Here is an 18,531-nt window from a genome sequence, read left to right on the forward strand (position 1 = left end):
CGGAGCTCGGCCGACGCCGGGTTCAGCCGACGCCGAGCTCGGCCAGTAGCCGGGCGCGCAGCACGGCGAAGCCGGGGTCGCCGACCGAGCGCGGCCGCTCCAGCGGCACTTCGGTGTCGTGGGCGATGCGGCCCTCGTCCATGACGAGCACGCGGTCGGCCAGCAGCACCGCCTCGTCGACGTCGTGCGTGACCAGCAGCACCGCGCAGCCGCGCCGCTGCCACAACTCGGCGACCAGCCGCTGGGCGTTGATCCGGGTCAGCGCGTCGAGCGCGCCGAACGGCTCGTCCAGCAGCAGCAGATCGGGCTCGCGGACCAGGGCGCGGGCCAGTGAGGCGCGCTGCGCCTCGCCGCCGGACAGGGTCTTCGGCCAGGCGTCGGTGCGGTGTTCCAGCCCGACCTCGGCCAGCGCCCGTTCCGCGCGCCCCCGTTCGGGACGCCCGGGCAGGCCGAGCAGTACATTGCGCCAGACCCGCTTCCAGGGCATCAGCCGGGGAGCCTGGAAGGCCACCGCCCGGCGCTCGGGCACCAGGACCTCGCCCTCGATCTCCCGGTCCAGACCGGCGAGCACCCGCAGCAGCGTGGACTTCCCGCAGCCGCTGCGGCCCAGGAGCACGGTGAACTGCCCCGGCCGCAAGGTCAGATCGAGTCCGTCGATGACGGCCCGGCCGTCGAAGGACCGGGTCAGCCCCCGGACCCGTACGGCGGCGCCGCCCGGGTCGGCCGGGTCTGTCACGTCCGCCGGCTCCGCCGTGACGGTGGTGGCGGCGGCAGCGGTCACTGGCCGGTGAAGGTCGGTCGCCATTGCAGCAGCAGCCTTTCGAGAGCGCGGACGATGAGGTCGGCGGTGAGGCCGAGGAAGGCGTAGACGACGAGGCAGACGACGATGACGTCCGTGCGGAAGAACTCGCGGGCCTGGTTCATCAGGAACCCGATCCCGGCGTCGGCGTTGATGGACTCCCCGAACACCAGGGCCAGCCAGCCGGTGGCGAGGGAGTACCGCAGCCCGGTCATGAAGCCGGGCAGTGCGCCCGGCAGCACCACGTGCCGGACCAGACCCCAGCGGCCGAGCCCCAGCGCCCCGCCCGCTTCGATCAGTTGCTCGTCCACCCCGCGGATCCCGGCGTAGACGTTCAGGTAGAGGTGGAAGGCGGTACCGAGGGCGATCAGCGCCACCTTGGGCGCCTCCCCGATGCCCATCCAGATGATGAACAGCGGGATGAGCCCCACCCAGGGCACCGTGCGCAGCATCTGCACGCTCGCGTCGATCAGGTCCTCGCCCAGCCGCGAGAGCCCGGACAGCAGAGCCAGTACCGTGCCGATGGTCCCGCCCAGGACGAGTCCGACCGCCACGCGCTGGAGCGACACCCCCATCGCGGCGGGCAGGGTGCCGTCCCCGATCAGGTCGGCCGCGGCGCGGGCGATGGTCGAGGGCGGAGCGAGGGTTTCGGCCGGCAACCAGCCGAGACTGCTGGCCAGTTGCCATGCGGCGAGCAGCAGGAGCGGTCCGATGGTGCGCCGCGCCCAGCGGGGCGGGGAGCGCCGTTTCGCGGAGGCGGGTACGACGGGCACGAGTACCGGGGCCGCGCCGACCGAGTGCACGGATGCTCTCTTTACGGATATGTCCGGTCGAGCATGGCTGGTGAGAGTCATGGGTGCTCCACGGAAGGGGAGAGGGAGGCGGGGGAGATGCGGGGCAGGTGCGGGGCAGGAGGGAGCGCACGCCCGTCGGCCTCCACGCCCGTCGGCCCCACCCGCCGTGTGCGGAGGCGGAGTTCGGGGGCTGCGGGGTGCGGGGAACCGGAGCCGCTGGAGCCCGGCCGCGGCGGACCGGTGCCTGCGGGATCCGCGGATCGGCGGTTCGCGGGATCACCGGGTCGGCGGATCGCGGGATCGGCGACTCAGTGGATCAGCGGCTCAGGGTGTGCGAAAGGGGAGCGCGCTCGTGCCACAGGAGAAGGGCGTCAGCAGCCGCGGCAACACGCGGCGGAGGCCACCCGCAGCAGGTCGATGTGACCGCGCGTGGTGAGCATGACGGGACGCAACATGCGGCGAAACTTAGCCATTCGCCCGCCCCGGGTCAATGGCGTCTCGGCCCTTGGGATTCCGGTCTCTCCCGTCGGGACGCGGTGACCCTGCGTCGTTCCGTGAAGCGTCAGGGGCGGTGTGCGCGCAGGGTGGCCAGGACCGGGTCCCTGGGCTGGAGGGTGAGGCCCGGGAGAACCCTCGCCCGGGTCGGGCCGCTGTCCAGGTGGAAGCGCTGGGCCACGACCGCCAGCACCAGGGCGGCCTCGACCAGGGCGAAGCGGGCGCCCAGGCAGGCGCGCGGGCCGCCGCCGAAGGGGAACCAGGCGTGTTCCGGGATCCGGTGGGCGTCGGTCCCTTCGGCGGACCAGCGCTCGGGACGGAAGGCCTCCGGCTCCGGGAACCAGCGCTCGTCCCGGTGCATCGCCCACGGGCTGATCCACACCGACAGGCCGGCCGGGACCGGACGGCCGCCGAGCGTGGCGCCTTCCCCGGCGACCGCGGAGATCAGCCAGATCGGCGGATAGATCCGCAGCGCTTCCTTGACCACCTGCTGGGTCCAGGGCAGCCGCGCGTAGTCCTCGTACGTCGGCAGCCGGCCGCCGAGCACCCGGTCCAGCTCCTCCGTCAGCCGCTCCCGGGCCTCCGGTGCCCCGGAGAGCAGTTGCCAGGCCCAGGTCAGGGTGGTCGAGGTGGTCTCGTGGCCGCCGATGTACAGGGTGATCGACTCGTCCCGCAGCTCCGTGCGCGACAGGGGGCCGCCGTTCTCGTCGCGGGCGGAGAGCAGCCTGCTCAGGAGGTCGTCCCGCTCCTCGCCGGCCGCCGAGGCCGCCTCGTGCTCCCGTATGACGTGCTCGATCTCGCGGTCGAGGACGTCCACGGCCGCCCGCATCCTGCGCCGGCCCGGAGTCCGCACCCAGGGTGGCAGGAACATCGTCACGCCCCGGAACTCGGCGCCGAGTTCGCGCTGCGCGGTGGCCATGGCCGCGCTGATCGGCGCCTCCCGGCCGGCCGCGTCGCTCCCGAACAGGGTGCGCACCGCGATGCGCTGGGTGAGTCCGGCCATCTCCCGGTGCACGTCGATCCGCGCGCCGTCGCTCCAGGCGGAGACCAGCGCGTCGGCGCACTCCACCATCGTGCCGGCGTACGCGCGGACTTGGCGCGGCCGCACCGAGGGCTGCACCAGTGCCCGCTTGCGCCGCCAGTCCTCGCCGGTGGCCACGACCACCCCGTTGCCCAGCAACTGCCGGAAGGCCCAGCCCAGTTCGGTCGGGCTGAAGGTGGACTCCACGGCGCCGAGCAGTTCACCGGCGTGCTCCGGCAGCGAGACCAGGACGTTGCGCTGCGGGCCGAGAGCCCAGGGCACCCAGTCCCCGTACTCGTCGCGCAGCGACTCGAAGAAGGCCAGCGGATCGCGGGCGAAGGCGGGGAGGTTCCCCAGCAGGGGCCAGCGGCGCGGTCCGCGCTCGGAGCCCGCGGGCGTCAGGGTGGCGGTCACCCCGGCATGGTGACAGCGCCGCCCCCAGGACGCCAGAGCGCGCCGGAACCCCGGAACCCCGGGGCCGCGGCAGGAATGCGGCGAATCCGGGGTTCCGTGGTTCCTGTGCGCTCAGCGCGCCCCCGCGGCTCAGGCCGCCTGAGCCGCGGTGAGCCAGCTGTAGGCGCTGTCCGCGCTGAACTCCGCCTGCCCGGAGGGGAAGAGCAGCCCGGCCGCCGCGAAGGCCGGGTCGTCGGCCGTGGCCGCCACGTAGGGGATCGCCACGCACCGCATGCCCGCCGCGTGCGCGGCCAGGGCGCCCGGCGCCGCGTCCTCGACGACCACGCAGTCGGCGGGGTCCGCGCCCAGCCGGCGCGCCGCCTCCAGGAACACGTCCGGGGCGGGCTTGCCCTGCGCGACCTCCTCGGCGGAGACCACCGTGGTCAGCAGGGCGTCCAGCCCGGTGCCCTCCAGCACCGCGTCGATCGCCTCGCGCGAGGAACCCGAGGCCACCGCCATCGGGACGCCTTCGGAGTGCAGCCGCCGCACGAACGCGCGCATCTCCGGGTAGGCCTCGGTGCGGGTCCGCGCGAGCTCCAGGTAGGCGGCGTTCTGCTCGGCGAGCAACTGCTCCACCGGGGTCGTGATGCCGTACTCGTCCCGGAGGATCTCCAGGGTTTCCAGGGTGCCGATGCCGATGTACCGGGAGTGCTGCTCCCAGGTGAAATCGGGGACCCCGTGGCGCTCCAGGGTGAGCCGCCCGGACTCGTAGTAGTTCGGCTCGCTGTCCACGAGAGTGCCGTCGAGATCGAATATGACGGAGATCATCCGCTGTGCCCGTCCTGCCGGTGCCGGTCGTGCCGGTGTCTGTCCTGCTCCTGTCCCGTCCATCTTGTCAGTATTTTTAGGGATTCCGTGCTGCCCGTCCCACGGACTCGACCAGGGGGAGGAGCCGGTGCGCCACCCGCTCGCGCAGCGCCACCTCGGTACGGGTGCGCACCACGCCGGGCAGCCGGATCAGCCGCTGGATGACGTCCTCCAGATGCGCGTTGTCCCGCGCGGCCACCCGGGTCAGCAGGTCCCCGCCGCCGGTGATGGAGAAGGCCTCGATGATCTCCGGTACGGAGGCCAGCGCGTCGCCGACCTCATCCAGGTGGCCCTGGGTGACCTCGATGTGCACGAAGGCCAGGACGGGATGCCCGAGGGCGGCGGGGGAGAGCACGGGCCCGGTCCCGGTGATCACCCCGGTGCGCTCCAGCCGGTCGAGCCGGGCCTGGAGCGTGCCGCGCGCGACGCCGAGGATCCGGGCGTACTCCCGGACGCTGGTGCGCGGCTGCTCGATCAGCAGGCGCAGGATGCGTGTGTCGAGCTCGTCCACCGCCATGCCGCGACTGTACCAACGCGGCCCGATATGGGTACGTACGGGATCAGAAGCGATCAAACACGCTCTGACCTGCGGTGGCGCCGCGGCCGGTGCGGCGGCAGGGGCAGGAATCCGCTGGTCCGGGCCCGGTACTCGGCGTACCCGGGGCGGTCCGCCATGTGCCGCTCCAGCAGCCGCTTGCCGCTGCCGCCGATCAGCAGGTACGACATCACCAGCGGGGAGACCACCGACACCGCCACCGCCGCGCCCGAGGTCCAGGCGGTCAGCGACAGCCCCCACCACACGCAGAAGTCGCCGAAGTAGTTCGGGTGCCGGGTCCAGGACCACAGGCCCCGGTCCATGATCCGCCCCCGGTTCGCGGGATCGGCCTTGAAACGGGCCAGCTGGTGGTCGCCGACCCCCTCGAAGAGCAGCCCGCAGAGCCACAGCGCCGTGCCCGCCACGGCCAGGGCCCCGGGGCGCCCGGTCGCGTACGCCGCCGCCTGCACGGGCAGCGAGACCAGCCAGACCAGGCCCGCCTGGAGCAGGTAGACCGTGCGCAGCGCGTACCAGGTCGGGTTGCCCGGTGCCCGGGAGAGCATCCGCTCGTAGCGCGGGTCCTCGCCGTGCCCCCGGCCCCGCCACGCGATGTGCCCCGCCAGCCGCAGGCCCCACAGCACTGCCAGGAGCGCCGGAAGCGGGTGCCGGCCGCCCGACGTCGCGTACGTGGCCACCGCGACGCCGACGAAGCCCAGGCCCCAGGCCACGTCCACCCCGCGGTGCCTGCGCAGCCGGACCCCGATGGCGAAGGCGGCCAGCATGACGGCGAGGGCCGCCCCCGCCGAGACGGCCAGGCCCAGCCCGAAGGCGCCCCAGTTCACCGCGGACCCCCGCCCGCCGCGAGCCCCTCCGGGGCCGTGCGGGTCAGCAGGAACTGGTGCACGTCGAGGTAGCCGGAGGCGAAACCGGCCTCGCAGTAGGCCAGGTAGAAGGTCCACATCCGCCGGAACGTCGCGTCGAAGCCCAGCTCCGCCACCCGGTCGGCCCGCTCGGCGAACCGTTCCCGCCACAGCCTCAGCGTCTGCGCGTAGTGCGCCCCGTAGGCCTCGGAGCGGGTCACGCGCAGCCCGGAGTGCGCGCGCGCCACCTCCTCCACCGCCCGCACCGACGGCAGCATGCCGCCGGGGAAGATGTACTTGTGGATCCAGGTGTACGTGTCCCGGGTGGCGAGCATCCGCTTGTGCGGCATGGTGATCGCCTGGAGCGCGACCCGCCCGCCGGGCGCCAGCAGCCGGTCCAGCGTGGCGAAGTACACCGGCCAGTACTCGGCACCGACCGCCTCGATCATCTCGACGCTCACGATGGCGTCGTAGCTCCCCTCGGCCTCCCGGTAGTCGCACAGCCGCACCTCGACGCGGTCGGACAGCCCGGCGGCCGCGATCCGGCGCAGCGCAAGCTCGCGCTGCTCCCGCGACAGGGTCAGGGTGACCACGTGCGCACCGCGCCGGGCGGCCCGTACGGCCAGCTCGCCCCAGCCCGTGCCGATCTCCAGCAGCCGGGTGCCGGGACCGGTCCCCGCCAGGTCCAGCAGCATGTCGATCTTGCGGTACTGGGCCTCGGTGAGCTCCTCCGGGCCGGCGGGCAGGGTGCGGAACACCGCCGAGGAGTAGGTCATCGTCTGATCGAGGAACTCGGCGAAGAGCTCGTTCGACAGGTCGTAGTGGCGCTGGATGTTCGTCCGCGAGCCGTCCGGGGTGTTGCGGTCCGAGGCCGGGTGCCGGGAGGCCCACAGGCCGCGCAGCCGCTGGAGGGGGGCCGGGACCAGGCCCGTCACGTGCCGGGCCAGCACCGTCAGGACGGCGACCGGGTCGCGCGCGTCCCACTCCCCGGCAAGGTAGGACTCGCCGAAGCCGATCAGTCCCTCGGCCGCGATCCGGCGCTCGAAGGCGTCCGGGTCGTACACCGCCATCGCGGGGCCGCCCCGCCCGAGGGTTCCGTCGGGGCCCATCCGGACCTGGAGCGGCAGCCGGTCCAGGGCCCGGCGGATCAGCAGCCGTCCGACGGCGGCCCTGGCCCGGGAACAGGGCGGCACGGCCGGGGCGGCGGCGGTGGTGGTGCTGGTGGTCGACGTGCTCACTTCAGACCCTCCTGGGGTACGTGTATGGGGCGCGGCCGGACGGGCTGACCGCGCAGCCACAGCCGGACGCCGTGGAAACGGATGCCGGCGCTGACGGCGGCCGTGGACCAGGGCCGGCGCAGCGCGGCGCGCAGCAGTCCGAGGGCGCCGGCGGGGCGGCGTTCGCCGCGGACGGTGGCGGTCAGCCGGGCCCCGTCCGTCCCGCCGGCCAGCCGGACGGTCAGGGTCAGGTGTTCGCCCGGTTCGGGCAGCTGCATGCGGTAGGCCCCTTCCACCGCGAGGAAGGGGGAGACGTAGAACTCCTTGGGGACCGGGGACACGTCGAGGTCGCCCCGGTCGCCGTGGTCGCTGCGGGCGCCGCGGGCGGTCTCCGGCGGGAGCAGGTAGCAGTGCCGTTCGCCGTACGTGTTGTGCACCTCGGCCACCACGTGGCGCAGGGAGCCGTCCGGCCCGCGGCACCAGTACACGGTCAGCGGGTTGAAGACGTGGCCGAACACCCGGGCGTGCGCGAGCATCAGCACCCGCGAACCCGGCGGGAGCGAGGCGCCGCGCGCCGCCAGGAAGGCGTCCAGGCCGGCCCGGATCGAGGCGGCGCCGCCGCCGAAGTGGTCACGCGCCTCGAACCGGGCGAGCGGCCGCAGCGGCCGGGGGAGGCGCGGCAGCCGGTCGAGGTCCACCAGCCACAGGTACGTACGGTGCCGCAGCCGGTAGCGGCTCCCGCCCGACCGGACGTGCCGGATGTCGGCCCGGTAGAGGCAGGGCTCGGCCGGGCGGGCCTCGGCGGGGCGGGCCCTGGCGGGGCGGGCGTCCGCGGGACGGACCTCGCCGGGGCGGGCCTTCGCCGCGCGCAGTTTCGTCGGCCTGGGGGTCACCACGACACCCCCAGGGCGGCGGCTGCCTCCACGCCCGAGCGGCAGCCGTCCTCGTGGAACCCCCACCCGTGGTAGGCCCCGGCGAAGGCCGTCACCGGCCCCGACAGGGCCGGCAGGAGCCGCTGGGCCGCCACCGACTCCGTGGTGTAGACGGGGTGTTCGTAATCCATCTCGGCCAGAACCGCCTCCGGCCGTACGGCCCCGCCCGCGTTCAGCGTGACCACGTACGGCTCCGGCCCGTCCAGCCCCTGGAGCCGGTTCATGTCGTAGCTGACCCGCACGTGCGCGTCGGTGGGCCGGCACCCCGACAGCCGGTAGTTCCAGCAGCCCCGGGCGCCGGGCGTGCGCGGCAGCACCGAGGCGTCGGTGTGCAGCACGGTCCGGTTGCGGGAGTAGCGGAAGGCGCCGAGCGCGGCGCGTTCCGCGTCCGTCGGATCGGCCAGCAGGCGCAGCGCCTGGTCGGCGTGGACGGCGACGACCACCGCGTCGTAGAGCGCGGTGGCCCCGCCGGCGGTGGTGACCGCCACGCCCTGCGGGGTGCGGGCGAGGGACCGTACGGGCGTGGCCGTGTACACGGCGTCCAACTGCTCGCGGAGCAGCTCCACGTAGCGCGCCGAGCCGCCCTCGACCGTACGCCAGGCCGGGGAGCCGCCCACCGAGAGGAGTCCGTGGTGCTCCAGGAACCGGAACAGGTACCGGGCCGGGTACCCGAGCGCCGTGTCCGGCGGGCAGGACCACACCGAGGCGACCAGCGGGATCGCGAAGTGGGCGGTGAAGTAGTCACCGAAGCCGCCCTCCCGCAGGAACTCGGCCAGCGTGATCTCGCCGCCCCGGCCCGTACGGTCGCCGCCCCGGTCCGTACCGCCGCCGCCGTCGGCGGCCGGGGCGGTGCCGGTGGCCAGCAGCCTCCTGGCCCGCCGGTGGAACTCCGGGACCCGGGCCAGCATCCGCAGGTACTGAGGGTTCAGGGCCGACCGGGGCCGGGCGAAGAGCCCGCGCGGCCCGCGCGCACCCGCGTACTCCAGCCCGCAGCCCTCGCAGTGGACCGACAGGCTCATCGTCGTCGGCCGGGTGGCCACCCCCAGCTCCCCGAAGAGCCGCAGCAGGTGCGGGTAGGTGCGGTCGTTGTGGACGATGAACCCCGAATCCACCGCCCGCACCGTCCCGTCCGGCCCCTTGACCTCGTGGGTGTGCGCGTGCCCGCCGAGCCGGTCGTCCGCCTCGTAGAGGGTCACCTCGTGCGAGCGCGCCAGGACGTACGCCGCCGTCAGCCCCGACACGCCCCCGCCGATCACGGCTGTACGCGGGCGTGGCGCCCCTCGCTCGGTCATCGTGTTCCTCCTCGTCACCCCGTCGCCCCACATCCGGAGCACCTCGTCATCCGGAGCGCCCCGTCGCCGGAGCGCCCCGTCACCCCCTCTTCGGAGCCGAGGGGGGTCTTGGATGTGCCGAACGGGGGAATCCCGCATCCGATCCGGCGTGCCGCGCGGAATCGGAGGCAGGGGTCAGAGGTACCGAAGGACAGCGCGCGAGGAGCGGAGACAACCATGACGGGCAAGAACTGCCTGGTCACCGGGGCGACCGGATACATCGGCGGACGCCTGGTACCCGAACTCCTGAAAGCCGGGCACCGGGTCCGCTGCCTGGCCCGCACCCCGGAAAAGCTGCGCGACCATCCCTGGGCCGGGGACGCCGAGATCGTCCGGGGAGACGTCACGGACCCCGCGTCCCTCGACGGTGCGATGGCCGGCATCGACGTCGCCTACTACCTCGTGCACTCCCTCGGCACCGGATCCGGCTTCGAACAGCGCGACCGGGACGCCGCCCGGGCGTTCGCGGACGCGGCCCGTGCCGCCGGGGTCGGGCGGATCGTCTACCTCGGCGGCCTGACCCCCTCGGACATCCCGCAGCGCGCCCTCTCGCCGCACCTGCGCTCGCGCGCCGAGGTCGGGGAGATCTTCCTCGCCGGCGCCGTCCCGGCCACCGTGCTGCGCGCCGCCGTGGTCATCGGATCCGGGTCCGCGTCCTTCGAGATGCTGCGCTACCTGACCGAACGCCTGCCCGTCATGGTCACCCCCAGCTGGGTCGGCACCCGCTGCCAGCCGATCGCCGTCCGCGACGTGCTGCGCTACCTGGTCGGCAGCGCAGGCATGCCGCCCGAGGTGAACCGGGCCTTCGACATCGGCGGGCCCGACGTGCTCACGTACGAGGAGATGATGCGCCGCTACGCCGTCGTCGCGCAGCTCCCCGCCCGCCTCATCCTGCGGGTCCCGATGCTCACCCCGAGGCTGTCCAGCCACTGGATCGGCCTGGTCACCCCCGTGCCGAGGGCGCTGGCCCGGCCGCTCGCCGAATCCCTGCGGCACGAGGTGGTGTGCGCGGAGCACGACATCGCCGCCCACGTCCCGGACCCGCCGGGCGCGCCCATCGGCTTCGACGAGGCCCTCGAACTCGCCCTGATGCGGATCCGCGAGGCCCGGGTGACCACCCGCTGGTCCTCCGCCTCCCTCCCGGGCGCGCCGAGCGACCCGCTGCCCACCGACCCGGACTGGGCCGGCGGCAGCCTCTACACCGACAGCCGGGAGCTGGCCGTCGAGGCCCCGCCCGGGGCGCTGTGGCGGGTGGTGGAGGGCATCGGCGGGGAGAACGGCTGGTACTCCTTCCCGCTGGCCTGGGCCGTACGGGGCTGGCTGGACCGGCTCGTCGGCGGAGTCGGCATCCGCCGCGGCCGGCGGGACGCGGCGCGGCTGCGGGTGGGGGACTCCCTGGACTTCTGGCGGGTGGAGGAGATCGAACCGGGCCGGCTGCTGCGGCTGCGCGCCGAGATGCGGCTCCCGGGGCTGGCCTGGCTGGAACTGCACGCCGATCCGCCGGGCCCCGGCGGGGTCGGCTCCTGCTACCGCCAGCGGGCGCTGTTCCATCCGCACGGCCTGCTCGGGCACCTGTACTGGTGGAGCGTGTCGCCGTTCCACGCCGTCGTCTTCGGCGGCATGGCACGCAACATCGCCCGCGCGGCGGAGCGTACGGACGCCGCCGACGGGGACACGCCGTAGCCCCGTGCAGGCGGCCCGCCGGTCCCGTCCCCGGACCACGGGCGGCCGTGCGATGGAAGAATCGCGGCCGTGACGAACGGATCCGGGGACTTCGAACTGACCATGGACGAACTGCGCGTCGTCGCGCGCTACGTCCTGGAGAGCGCCGAGGAGGTTCTCCACGTGTTCGAGGAAGCCGTGCCCGGCGATCCCCGGCCCCGTGCGGCCGTCGACGCCGCGGGGGAGTTCGTCAGCGGCGCCAGGAGGAGCAACCTTCAGCGCGTCACCTCCCTGGACGCCCACCGGGCGGCGAAGGAAGCGCCCACGGAGGCCGCACGGCTCGCCGCGCGCGCCGCGGGAGACGCCGCGGCGGCGGCCTACCTCCACCCGATCGCGAAAGCCACCCAGGTGGAACACATCCTGAGGGCCGCCGCGAGCGCGGCACGCGTCGGCGAACTGGACGCGGACGACGATCCCGCCGTCGGGCTGCGGCTGATCGAGGAGGCGCGCGGGCGCGCCACACCCGTCCTGATCGACGTCCTGAACAGGTATCCGACGGCCCCGACAGGCAAGAGCCGTACGGCGCGGCTCATGACCCTCCTGGACGCCTCCCTGCGCACGCCCCGGCCGGCCGGGGGCTGAGGAGCGCGCCGCGGTGCCCACCGCATCCGGAAGGGGGGCCGGGGCGGAAGTACCTCACGACAGCCCGTACCCACCTTCCCCACGCGGAGCGAACCCCATGAACGTCGCGGTGGTCCTCTACACCTCCGACCTCCGGCTGCACGACCATCCGCCGCTGCGGGCCGCCCTCTCCTCCTCCGCCCAAGTGGTGCCGCTCTTCGTGCGCGACCCGGCGGTCCCCGCCCCGCCCAACCGGCTCGCCTTCCTCGCCGACTGCCTCGCCGGCCTCGACGCCGGGCTCCGCTCCCGCGGCGGCCGGCTCGTCGTACGGTCCGGCGATCCGGTCGCCGCGACGATGGAGGTCGTACGGGAGGCCGACGCCGACGAGGTGCACATGGCGGCCGGGGTCAGCGCCTACGCCCATGCCCGTGAGGAGCGGCTGCGCGAGGCCCTCGAGGCCGAGGGGCGGCGGTTCCACGTCCACGACGCGGTGATCACCGCGGTCGCCCCGGGGGCGGTCACCCCCACCGGAGCCGGCTCCGACCACTTCGCCGTCTTCACCCCGTACCACCGCCGCTGGGCGGACCACCCCCTGCGGGCCGCCGCGCCCGCGCCGCGCGCCGTCGCGGTGCCCGACGCGATCCGCTCCGATCCGCTGCCCGAGCGCGCCGCCGTCACCGGCACCTCCCCGGGGCTCGCCACCGGCGGCGAGCCCGAGGCGCGCCGGCTGCTGGCCAAGTGGCTGCGCTCGGGCATCGACCGCTACTCCGAGATCCACGACGACCTGGCCGGCGACGCCACCTCCCGGCTCTCCCCCCACCTGCACTTCGGCACGCTCTCGCCCACCGAGGCCGTCCACCGGTCCAACGCGGCCGGCGGCCCCGGCGCGGAGGCCTTCGTACGGCAGTTGTGCTGGCGCGACTTCCACCACCAGGTGCTCGCCGCCCGGCCCGCGGCCGCCGCCGCGGACTACCGGGACCGCGGCGACCACTGGCGCACCGGGCCCGCCGCCGAGCAGGAGATCCGGGCCTGGAAGGAGGGCCGCACCGGCTACCCGGTCGTGGACGCGGCGATGCGCCAACTGGCCCACGAGGGCTGGATGCACAACCGAGGCCGGCTGCTCGTGGCGAGCTTCCTCACCAAGACCCTGTACGTCGACTGGCGCGTGGGAGCCCGCCACTTCATGGAGCTCCTCGTCGACGGGGACCTCGCCAACAACCAGCTCAACTGGCAGTGGGCGGCGGGCACGGGCACCGACACCCGCCCCAACCGGGTCCTCAACCCGGTGCGCCAGGGCCTGCGTTACGACCCGGACGGCGGCTACGTCCACCGCTGGGTCCCCGAACTGGCCGGACTCCCCGCCCCCCGCGTGCACGAGCCCTGGCGGCTCACCGGCCTGGAACGGGCCGCCTACGACTATCCCGACCCGGTGGTCGGCCTCGCCGACGGGCTCGACCGCTTCCGCAGGGGCCGCGAGGCGGGGCCGGATTCCGCGGACGGGCCCGAGCCGCGCTCCGCGGGGCGCGCGGGGCCGGGGTGAGCGCCCGGCGGTCCGCCTCGCCGTACGGTGGAGAGGTGGAGCCCGAACCCCCGCGACCGCAGGACCGGCACCAGCCGCAGGACCAGGCCCAGGCCCAGGACCAGCCCGAGGGCCAGCCCGAGGGCCAGCCCGAGGGCCAGCCCGAGGGCCAGCAGCAGGGCCAGCAGCAGGGCCAGCAGCAGGACCAGCCCCAGCCGCAGGCCCCGCCCGTCGGCCTCGGCACCGGGGCCGTCGCCCGCCGCCTCGGGGTCTCGCCGACCACGCTGCGCTCCTGGGAGCGTCGCTACGCCATCGGCCCGGACCGCCGCGAAGCGGGCCGGCACCGGCTCTGGACCCCCGCGGACATCGCCCGGCTGGAGCTGATGTGCCGCCTCACCGCCCAGGGCGCACCCCCGTCCGAGGCGGCCCGGGTGGCCCGCGGCGCCGCCCGGGACACCCCTCCGGCGGAGGCGCCCGCCGAGGTGCCCGCCGAGGCTCCCGCCGCCGCGACGCCCGGCGGCCCGCGGGCGCTGCGCCTCGGGGACGTCCGCCCGGAGTGCAGGGGGCTCGCGCGGGCGGCCGTACGACTGGACGCGCCGGCCGTGGAGGACCTGCTGGCGTCCGTGCTCGCGGAGCTGGGCCCGGTCACCGCCTGGGAGGAGGTCATCGCGCCGACCCTGCACGCGGTGGGCCGCAAGTGGGCTTCGGCGGGGGAGCGTTACGTCGAGGTCGAGCACCTGCTGTCCTGGTACGTCTCCGCGGCCCTGCACCGGATCCGCCCCGCCCCGGAGCCGCTCCCGGCCCCGCCCGTCCTGCTGGCCTGCACCCCCGGGGAGCTGCACAGCCTCCCGATGGAGGCGCTGGCCGCCGCCCTCGGCGAACGCGGCCTTCCGGTACGGATGTTCGGCGCGGCTCTGCCCGCCGACGCCCTGTGCGAGGCCGTCCGGCGGACGGGTCCGCGGGCCGTCGTCCTGTGGGCGCAGTCCCGTACGACCGCGGACGCCGCGCTGGCCAGGGCGGTGGCGGGCATCGAGTGGGGACCGCGCGGCGCCCGAGGCCACTCGGCACTACTGCTCGCCGGACCCGGCTGGGGCGCCGGATCGGGATCCCAACCAGCCCGCTCCGAGCGGCTGTTCGGACTGCGCTCGGGGGTGGCGGTCATCGAATCGGTTGTGGCACCCCGCGCTCCAGGGAATGCTCCAGGGAGCGTTCCAGGGACTGCCGCAGGACGTGCAGCGCCCGCCGCATGTGGCTCTTGACGGTGCCCAGCGGGAGCCCGGTGAGGTCCGCGATCTGCGACTGCGTCAGGTCCGCGTAGAAGGCCAGCCGCAGCACCCGCTGCTGCGCCCGGGGCAGCCGGGCCAGCTCGCCGAGCATCACGATCCGTTCCACGGCCCGCTCGGGTCCCGGTTCGGGCTCCGGCCGGGCCTGTGCGCAGACGCGTGCGGCGGCCTGCACCACCCGGGCCCGCCGGGTGCGGGCCTCCAAGGCGTCGGCCACCTTGTGCCGGGTGATGCCGGTCAGCCAGGCCCCGAGACCGCCCGGTCCGGGCCGGTACCCGCCGCGGCCCCGCCACGCGGCGAGGAAGACCTGCTGGGTCACGTCCTCGGCCTCCCGCTCGTCGCCGAGCGAGCGCCGCGCGAGGGCGTGCACCAGCGGCCGCCAGCGCCGGTACACCGCCGCCACGCTGTCCTCTTCGCCCGCCGTGAAACCCGCCGCCAGCCGGGTGTCGTCCTGCTCGTCCATGCCCCGAGCCTCGCGGGGACGACACTCCTGGCCAACTTGCACCGTTTCCGCATCGGTTTCGTACCGCAGTGGAGGGCTTAGCCGGATGGCTCCCCGCCGGGGTGCATCAGCGGCTGGGTCAGGTAGACCAGCGCCACCGCCAGGATCAGTACGGCGGCTGGCAGCAGCAGCCATCCCACCGGCCAGCCGGTCCGTACGAGCAGCGCCCCGGCCAGTCCGCCCGCGAACATCGCGCCGACCGACCACGCCCGGCGCACCCAGGCCACGGTCCCGTACCCGAAGGCCCGGTCCTGCCCGATGACCGAGCCACCGAGGAAGGAGGCCAGCGAGCGGGTCACCAGGGTGGTCGGCACCCCGGCCAGGTTCACCCGCAGGCTCGTCACGTTCCGGATCCCCATCGCCAGCGACAGGGCCGCCGAGACCAGCAGCTGCCGGGCACCGGGAGCCCCGAAGCGGGGCGCCAGCCCCCATCCGGCGGCAGCGGCTGCCAGGACCAGCACCGCCTCGGCCGACAGCCCGGTCACGAACCAGCGCCGGCCCCGCCCCTCCACGAAGGCCTCCAGCCGGGCCCCGCACACCGCACCCAGGGCGAACGCGGACAGCGAGACGGCGGGCGCCAGCGAGGGCACCGGGCCCGCGTGGGCCGCGCCGAAGGCCAGGAACAGCACGTTGCCCGTCTGCATCGCCGTGAACACGGGCCCGAGCGCCAGCAGGCTGACCGCCTCGGTCAGCCCGGTCACCGCGGTCAGCACCAGCAGCAGGAGGGTCAGCGGAGGCCGCGTCGTACGGGAGGAACCGGGGCTCATGAGCCCCGACACTGACAGATCGGGCCCGCTCGTCCGGCGCTGACATGCCGCAGGCACTAGGGTCCGAAGGGTGAGCGATCTGCTGCTGGTGAGGCACGGCGAGACCGCCTGGAGCGCGACGGGACGGCACACGGGGCGCACCGACGTCCCGCTGACCCCGCACGGGGTAGAGGAGGCCATCTCGCTCTTCCCGTACTTCCGGGACAAGCATCCGGCCCTGGTGCTGACCAGCCCGCTCCGGCGGGCCGCCGCCACGGCCGAGCTCGCCGGCCTGAGCGGGGGCGTCACGGACCCCGACCTGTACGAGTGGGACTACGGGGGCTACGAGGGCGTCACCACCGCCGAGATCCAGCGCGAGCGCCCGTCCTGGTCCCTGTGGACCGACGGGGTGCCGCCCGGGGACGCGGAGCACCCCGGCGAGAACGCCGCCCAGGTCGGCGCCCGCGCGGACCGGGTACTGGCCCGGGTGGCCGGGGTACTGGGCGAGGACCGGGGCAATGTCGTCCTGGTCGCCCACGGGCACCTGCTGCGGGTGCTGACCGCGCGCTACCTCGGCCTGCCCCCCGAGGCGGGACGGCTCTTCATGCTCCGGACGGGCACCTTCAGCGCGCTGTCCACGGAGCACGGCCTGCCGGTCATCGCGAGCTGGAACTCGCGTCCCTGGGGCGTGCGGCCCCCGGGAACGCCCACCCCGGGCGCACCGACGCCGGGAACGGCCGTCCCCGAACCGGAACGCCCGCCGCAGTAGCCGGCAGTCCCCGCCCCCGGCGCCCGCCGCCCCGCCTCGCGCGCGGCCGCCGTCTGCGTGACGATGCGTACATGGCCCACGATGGCTCGGACGGCGATCCCCCTGAGCCCCCGGCACCGGCACCGGACCGGGAACCGGGGACGAGCACGGCCCCGGACGCCGCGGCGGCCGAGGAGGAACCCGGGCTCAAGGCCAACGCGATCGGCTTCCTCGACGCGCTGGTCATCGGCCTGAACTCGACCTCGCCCGCCTACTCCCTGGCCGCGGTCATCGGGCCGATCGTCGCGCTCGCCGGCATCTACGCCCCCGGCGTCATGCTGGCCTCCTTCGTCCCGATGCTGCTGATCGCCGCCGCCTTCTACTACCTCAACAAGGTCGACCAGGACTGCGGGACCACCTTCTCCTGGGTGACGCGCGCCATGGGCCCCTGGGCGGGCTGGCTCGGCGGCTGGGCCATCGCGATGACCGGAGTCCTCGTCATCGGCTCGCTCGCCGACGTGGCCGTCCATTTCGGCCTGCTCGCCGCGGGACTCGACGGCTGGGCGGCGAACGAGGCACTGCGCCAGACCCTGACCGTCGTCGTGATCCTGGCCATGACCGCCGTCTGCGTCATCGGCACCGAGATGTCGGCCCGGCTCCAGGACGTCCTGATCCTCGCCCAGGTCTTCTTCCTGCTGGTCTTCGCCGTGGTCGCCCTGTACCGCGTCTACGCCGGCACCAGCAGCCTCGACGGCACCAGACCCGCGATCGAGTGGCTCAACCCCTTCGGCGCCGGCGGCGCCGCCCTCACCGGCGGACTGCTGCTCGGCGTGTTCATCTACTGGGGCTGGGAGTCGGCGGTCAACCTCACCGAGGAGGTCGAGAACTCGGCCACCGCACCCGGCAAGGCCGGCATCTGGTCCACCGTCGTCCTGCTGGTCACGTACCTGTCCGTCGGCTTCGCGGTCGTCGGCTACGCCGGGACGAGCTTCCTCGCCGAGAACGCCGGCGAGGAGGAGGCCGTCTTCGCCGTCCTCGCCCACGAGGTCATGGGCGGCTGGGACTGGATGGTCCTGCTCGCCGTCTGCACCTCCGCCCTCGCCTCCACCCAGACCACGATCATCCCCGCCTCCCGCACCGCCCTGTCCATGGCCCGCCGGCACGCCCTGCCGCCGCACCTCGCGCACATCCACCCCCGGTTCCGGACCCCGGACGTGAGCACCTGGTGGGTCGCCGGCATCGCCATCGTCTGGTACCTCGCCGTCAACCAGATCAGCGAGAACGCCCTCCTGGACTCCCTGACCGCCCTGTCCCTGCTGATCTCCTTCTACTACGCGCTCACGGGCCTGGCCTGCGCCGTCTACTACCGGCGCCACCTGCTGGAGAGCGTGCACAACTTCCTGCTGATCGGCCTCGGCCCCGTGGTCGGCGCCGGCCTGCTGGCCTGGCTGCTCGTGCAGTCGGTCGGCGACATGTCCAACCCGGAGAACTCCGCCAGCGGAGTCTCCTGGTTCGGCCTCGGCCCGCCGCTGGTCATCGGGATCGGCATCGCCGTCACCGGCGTGCTCGTCATGTGCTTCTGGCGGATCAGGGACGGCCGCTTCTGGCAGGAGCGGCGCGGCGTCGCCGACCCGGCCCTCGTGCACGCGGTCAGGAAGCGCTGAACGGCCGAAGCGCCGATCTGCCGAGCCCCTGAACGGCCGAATCCCTGATCGGCCGAATCCCTGATCGGCCGAACCCCTGCAGGAGAGGAGCCCCGATGTCCGTCGTCCTCGGGTACGACGAGTCGCCCGGCGCCGAGCGCGCCCTGCGCGTGGCCCTGGAGGTGGCCGCCGCCTTCGGCGAGCCGCTCGTCCTCGTCTACGGTGCCGCCGCCCCCGGCCCCACCGGCGAGGAGTACCGCGCGCACCGGGAGGCCGTACGGGAGGCAGGCCGCAGCGCGCTCTCGCGGGCCGTGGAGGCCGCCGACGAGGCGGGAGTGCCGTCCACGGTCGTGGTGGCCGACGAGAAGCCGGCCCAGGCACTGCTCGCCGCCGCCGAACAGCACCACGCCCGGGTGATCATCGTGGGGAGCTGGGGCGACAGCCCGATCCGCGGCGCCCTGCTCGGATCCACCCCGCACAAACTCCTGCACCTCTCCCCGGTCCCGGTCCTGTGCGTCCCGACGGAGCACGCCCACGGGGACTGAGCCGCCGCGCGGGTCCGT

At 74.6% G+C, this 18,531-nt stretch carries 18 protein-coding genes; 7 read left to right on the forward strand and 11 right to left on the reverse strand.

The window, feature by feature from the left end; translation table 11 throughout:
- Positions 1 to 22 precede the first annotated feature (22 nt).
- The 9 genes from ACWCP2_RS01320 to ACWCP2_RS01360 form a co-directional block, all read right to left on the reverse strand.
- The gene (locus tag ACWCP2_RS01320; protein WP_450906507.1) at positions 23 to 805 is read right to left on the reverse strand and encodes an ABC transporter ATP-binding protein; all 783 of its coding nucleotides are present in this window, start codon (positions 803 to 805) and stop codon (positions 23 to 25) included.
- The gene (locus tag ACWCP2_RS01325; RefSeq protein WP_450906508.1) at positions 778 to 1,653 is read right to left on the reverse strand and encodes an ABC transporter permease; all 876 of its coding nucleotides are present in this window, start codon (positions 1,651 to 1,653) and stop codon (positions 778 to 780) included. The genes ACWCP2_RS01320 and ACWCP2_RS01325 overlap by 28 nt, the downstream gene beginning before the upstream one ends.
- A 502-nt stretch (positions 1,654 to 2,155) precedes the next feature.
- Positions 2,156 to 3,523, reverse strand: coding sequence for a cytochrome P450 (locus ACWCP2_RS01330; protein WP_450906509.1), 1,368 nt, complete (start codon positions 3,521 to 3,523; stop codon positions 2,156 to 2,158).
- Between the two features lie 129 nt (positions 3,524 to 3,652).
- Entirely contained in the window at positions 3,653 to 4,330 is a 678-nt protein-coding gene (locus tag ACWCP2_RS01335) for an HAD family hydrolase (RefSeq protein ID WP_450906510.1), read from the reverse strand.
- A 76-nt stretch (positions 4,331 to 4,406) separates the two neighbouring features.
- Positions 4,407 to 4,886: an Lrp/AsnC family transcriptional regulator gene (locus ACWCP2_RS01340; protein ID WP_450906511.1), complete on the reverse strand. Its 480-nt coding sequence runs from the start codon at positions 4,884 to 4,886 to the stop codon at positions 4,407 to 4,409.
- Positions 4,887 to 4,939: 53 nt separating this feature from the next.
- Complete coding sequence (locus tag ACWCP2_RS01345; protein WP_450906686.1) at positions 4,940 to 5,686, reverse strand: DUF1295 domain-containing protein; 747 nt, start codon at positions 5,684 to 5,686, stop codon at positions 4,940 to 4,942.
- 56 nt (positions 5,687 to 5,742) lie between these two features.
- Complete coding sequence (locus ACWCP2_RS01350) at positions 5,743 to 7,002, reverse strand: class I SAM-dependent methyltransferase (protein WP_450906512.1); 1,260 nt, start codon at positions 7,000 to 7,002, stop codon at positions 5,743 to 5,745.
- The gene (locus tag ACWCP2_RS01355; protein WP_450906687.1) at positions 6,999 to 7,742 is read right to left on the reverse strand and encodes a DUF1365 domain-containing protein; all 744 of its coding nucleotides are present in this window, start codon (positions 7,740 to 7,742) and stop codon (positions 6,999 to 7,001) included. Before ACWCP2_RS01355 ends, ACWCP2_RS01350 begins: the two co-directional genes overlap by 4 nt.
- Positions 7,743 to 7,870: 128 nt before the next feature.
- Positions 7,871 to 9,205 (reverse strand): NAD(P)/FAD-dependent oxidoreductase, encoded by a 1,335-nt coding sequence (locus tag ACWCP2_RS01360; protein ID WP_450906513.1) that lies wholly within the window; start codon positions 9,203 to 9,205, stop codon positions 7,871 to 7,873.
- A 216-nt stretch (positions 9,206 to 9,421) separates the two neighbouring features.
- Here ACWCP2_RS01360 and ACWCP2_RS01365 point away from each other — a divergent pair, with 216 nt between their 5' ends.
- The 4 genes from ACWCP2_RS01365 to ACWCP2_RS01380 all read left to right on the forward strand — a co-directional run bounded on the left by ACWCP2_RS01365 (position 9,422) and on the right by ACWCP2_RS01380 (position 14,305).
- Positions 9,422 to 10,927, forward strand: coding sequence for an SDR family oxidoreductase (locus ACWCP2_RS01365; RefSeq protein WP_450906514.1), 1,506 nt, complete (start codon positions 9,422 to 9,424; stop codon positions 10,925 to 10,927).
- A gap of 69 nt (positions 10,928 to 10,996) precedes the next feature.
- A complete protein-coding gene (locus ACWCP2_RS01370) occupies positions 10,997 to 11,548 on the forward strand; it encodes a putative immunity protein (RefSeq protein WP_450906515.1) in 552 nt (183 codons plus the stop codon).
- Between the two features lie 97 nt (positions 11,549 to 11,645).
- Entirely contained in the window at positions 11,646 to 13,067 is a 1,422-nt protein-coding gene (locus ACWCP2_RS01375) for a cryptochrome/photolyase family protein (protein WP_450906516.1), read from the forward strand.
- Positions 13,068 to 13,102: 35 nt separating this feature from the next.
- Positions 13,103 to 14,305: a MerR family transcriptional regulator gene (locus ACWCP2_RS01380; protein ID WP_450906517.1), complete on the forward strand. Its 1,203-nt coding sequence runs from the start codon at positions 13,103 to 13,105 to the stop codon at positions 14,303 to 14,305.
- Here ACWCP2_RS01380 and ACWCP2_RS01385 read toward each other — a convergent pair.
- Both ACWCP2_RS01385 and ACWCP2_RS01390 read right to left on the reverse strand, forming a co-directional pair.
- Positions 14,205 to 14,792, reverse strand: a complete 588-nt coding sequence (locus tag ACWCP2_RS01385; protein ID WP_450906518.1) for an RNA polymerase sigma factor — start codon at positions 14,790 to 14,792, stop codon at positions 14,205 to 14,207. The genes ACWCP2_RS01380 and ACWCP2_RS01385 overlap by 101 nt on opposite strands.
- Before the next feature lie 77 nt (positions 14,793 to 14,869).
- The gene (locus ACWCP2_RS01390; protein ID WP_450906519.1) at positions 14,870 to 15,598 is read right to left on the reverse strand and encodes a YoaK family protein; all 729 of its coding nucleotides are present in this window, start codon (positions 15,596 to 15,598) and stop codon (positions 14,870 to 14,872) included.
- 70 nt (positions 15,599 to 15,668) lie between these two features.
- Here ACWCP2_RS01390 and ACWCP2_RS01395 point away from each other — a divergent pair, with 70 nt between their 5' ends.
- The 3 genes from ACWCP2_RS01395 (at position 15,669) to ACWCP2_RS01405 (ending at position 18,513) form a co-directional block, all read left to right on the forward strand.
- Positions 15,669 to 16,346, forward strand: a complete 678-nt coding sequence (locus ACWCP2_RS01395) for a histidine phosphatase family protein (RefSeq protein ID WP_450906520.1) — start codon at positions 15,669 to 15,671, stop codon at positions 16,344 to 16,346.
- Positions 16,347 to 16,417: 71 nt separating this feature from the next.
- Positions 16,418 to 17,989 carry an APC family permease gene (locus ACWCP2_RS01400; RefSeq protein ID WP_450906521.1) on the forward strand — a complete coding sequence of 524 codons (1,572 nt, stop codon included), beginning with the start codon at positions 16,418 to 16,420 and terminating at the stop codon, positions 17,987 to 17,989.
- A 95-nt stretch (positions 17,990 to 18,084) separates the two neighbouring features.
- Positions 18,085 to 18,513 (forward strand): universal stress protein, encoded by a 429-nt coding sequence (locus ACWCP2_RS01405; RefSeq protein ID WP_450906522.1) that lies wholly within the window; start codon positions 18,085 to 18,087, stop codon positions 18,511 to 18,513.
- Positions 18,514 to 18,531 lie beyond the last annotated feature (18 nt).

This window comes from Streptomyces sp. NPDC002104 (assembly GCF_053593795.1).